2 protein-coding genes and 1 pseudogene are annotated in these 2,348 nt (G+C 45.4%); 1 reads left to right on the top strand and 2 read right to left on the bottom strand.

The window, feature by feature from the left end; translation table 11 throughout:
- Positions 1-114 (top strand): annotated as a pseudogene (locus PX636_RS09395) (ISNCY family transposase); the annotation flags it as partial.
- 314 nt (positions 115-428) lie between these two features.
- Here PX636_RS09395 and PX636_RS09390 read toward each other — a convergent pair.
- Both PX636_RS09390 and thrC read right to left on the bottom strand, forming a co-directional pair.
- The gene (locus PX636_RS09390) at positions 429-704 is read right to left on the bottom strand and encodes a MoaD/ThiS family protein (protein ID WP_002735127.1); all 276 of its coding nucleotides are present in this window, start codon (positions 702-704) and stop codon (positions 429-431) included.
- Between the two features lie 106 nt (positions 705-810).
- The gene (gene thrC / locus PX636_RS09385) at positions 811-2,115 is read right to left on the bottom strand and encodes a threonine synthase (protein ID WP_002757901.1); all 1,305 of its coding nucleotides are present in this window, start codon (positions 2,113-2,115) and stop codon (positions 811-813) included.
- Positions 2,116-2,348: the final 233 nt, after the last annotated feature.

Here is a 2,348-nt window from a genome sequence, read left to right as displayed (position 1 = left end):
GTTAGAGAATGTGATGAGATGTGGTCTTGGGTTTTTTCTAAGACGATAAAGGTTTATATTTGGCGGTTAATTGATAGAAAGACAAGAGAAATTATTGGTTGCTATTTAGGGTTTGCTGAATAAATCTAAAAACCTTGTTGGGTAAGACTTTTAGACTTTTTGTCAATCAAAAAGTACCAGATATGGGAGTGGTCGGGGAGAAAATCCCTGGACTTTTTCCCTGAAAATTAGGTAATTTACCCGATTAAAATGGGTAAAACCCCACACCCCACACCCCACACCCTACACCCTGCCCCCAGGAAAAACTTTTTCAGCAAACCCTACTTAAATGTGCGGACAGCTTAGAACTTACCTGAATAAAAGCCCCCAGAAAACATCACTTTCTAGGGGTCTAATTACAATTGACGGAAAACAAACTTATGGGGAGGTTAACCTCCAGCTACCGCAGGAACGATACTGACTTCATCGCCATCTTTTAAGGGGGTTTTTGTCCCATCGAGGAAGCGAATATCTTCACTGTTGACGTAGAAATTTAAAAAGCGCCGGGGTGCGCCCTCTTCATCGCATAAGCGGGCTTTAATACCGGGGAAACTTGCTTCTAAGGATTCGATTAAATCACCGACACTACTAGCACTACACTCGATGGTAGCCTTATTTTCTGTAAATTTTTGCAGGGGAGTAGGAATGAGAACTTTTACAGCCATAGATATCAAGGAAAAAGTGGAAAGGACGGTAAGCTGCACGCGAATTTAAATTGCTTGTGGAGATGAGGCAAGGGGATAATCGCCCCATCATCCCCGAACATCAATTCTAGACGAGAACCTGTTGCCATTCGAGGCGTTCGAGGGTGCGGGAACGTTCCAGGGCCCGTTCAAAGCTTTCTAATTTCGGTTCGATTAACAGGGGTTCACCGATATAACCCTGTACCGCTTCTTGGGTTTTTAGACCATTACCAGTGATATAAACGACCGTGGTTTCTTCGGGGTCGATTTTACCCGCTTCTACTAATTTTTTCAAGACAGCGATAGTCGTACCGCCCGCGGTTTCCGTGAAAATGCCTTCCGTTTCTGCCAAAAGTTTAATACCTTCGATAATTTCGGCATCGGTGACGGATTCAATATTACCGCCAGTTTTACGGGCAATATCAAGGGCATAAACACCATCGGCGGGATTACCAATAGCGATCGATTTGGCGATAGTATTGGGTTTAACTGGGGCGACAAAATCCCGTCCTTCCTTGAAAGCTTGGGCAATGGGGGAACAACCTTCCGCTTGAGCGCCACTAAAACGCACTGGTTTATCTGCCACCAAACCGACTTTAATGAATTCTTGGAAGCCTTTATAAATCTTGGTAAAGAGGGAACCACTGGCTAAAGGTGCGACAATATGGTCGGGTAGTTTCCAGCCTAATTGTTCAGCCACTTCAAAGCCTAAAGTTTTGGAACCTTCGGAATAGTAGGGACGCAGATTGATGTTGACAAAACCCCAACCGTAGGTGTTGCCCACTTCTGAACAGAGACGGTTGACCTGATCGTAATTGCCTTTAACCGCCATGACCGTGGGATTATAGATTAGGGTGCCGAGAATTTTACCCGCTTCTAAATCGGAGGGAATGAAAACACAACAGTCTAAACCAGCGTGAGCGGCAATAGCGGCGGTGGAATTGGCCAGATTTCCCGTACTAGCACAGGAAACGGTGGTAAAACCTAATTCTTTGGCCCGGGTAAGGGCGACGGATACCACTCTATCTTTGAAGCTGAGAGTGGGCATATTGACGGCATCATTTTTAATGTAGAGATTTTTTAGACCCAAGCGCCGGGCTAAACGGTGGGATTTAACTAGGGGAGTCATACCCGTACCCACATCGATAGGATTTTCACTTTCCACCGGCAAAAAGGAACGATAGCGCCAGATGGAATTGGGACCTGCTTGAATGCTTTCTCTGGTAACGGTGCGACGGATGAGGTCGTAATCGTAGTCCACTTCCAGGGGGGCAAAGGTTTCTTCGCAGATATTCAGCGCTTTCAGGGGGTAGGAGGTCCCTCCTTCCTTAGAAACCAAGCGGGTAAAGGTGGGGATGAATTTTGAGGTTTCGATGTTTGTCGCTAGGGTCATGATTTTCCTGTCTTGCCGTCAACTGAATCTATAAGCATCCTATCACCCGCAAAATCTTGGTGTCAAATATACCCGACTATTTTTGTCGGGTATAAATTTATACAAAAATTAGGGGATAATCTGGGGAGAAGCAAGGGTTAAGGGGAGATGGTTAGGCTGCCGTGTCAGGAAACTTCGGGGTAGTTTCAGGTCAAAACAAGAACTAGGAAAAGGGATTTAAGTTTTTTAGGAGG

Origin of the sequence: Microcystis sp. M53598_WE2 (assembly GCF_030067735.1) — a bacterium.
Lineage (GTDB): Bacteria > Cyanobacteriota > Cyanobacteriia > Cyanobacteriales > Microcystaceae > Microcystis > Microcystis aeruginosa.
The sequence above is the reverse complement of the archived record's forward strand: the minus strand, read 5'-3'. Positions and strand labels throughout refer to the sequence as shown.

Excerpts from the sequence above, each read along its gene's own strand:
- PX636_RS09390 (WP_002735127.1), bottom strand. The coding sequence starts at position 704 with ATGGCTGTAAAAGTTCTCATTCCTACTCCCCTGCAAAAATTTACAGAA.
- thrC (WP_002757901.1), bottom strand. The coding sequence starts at position 2,115 with ATGACCCTAGCGACAAACATCGAAACCTCAAAATTCATCCCCACCTTT.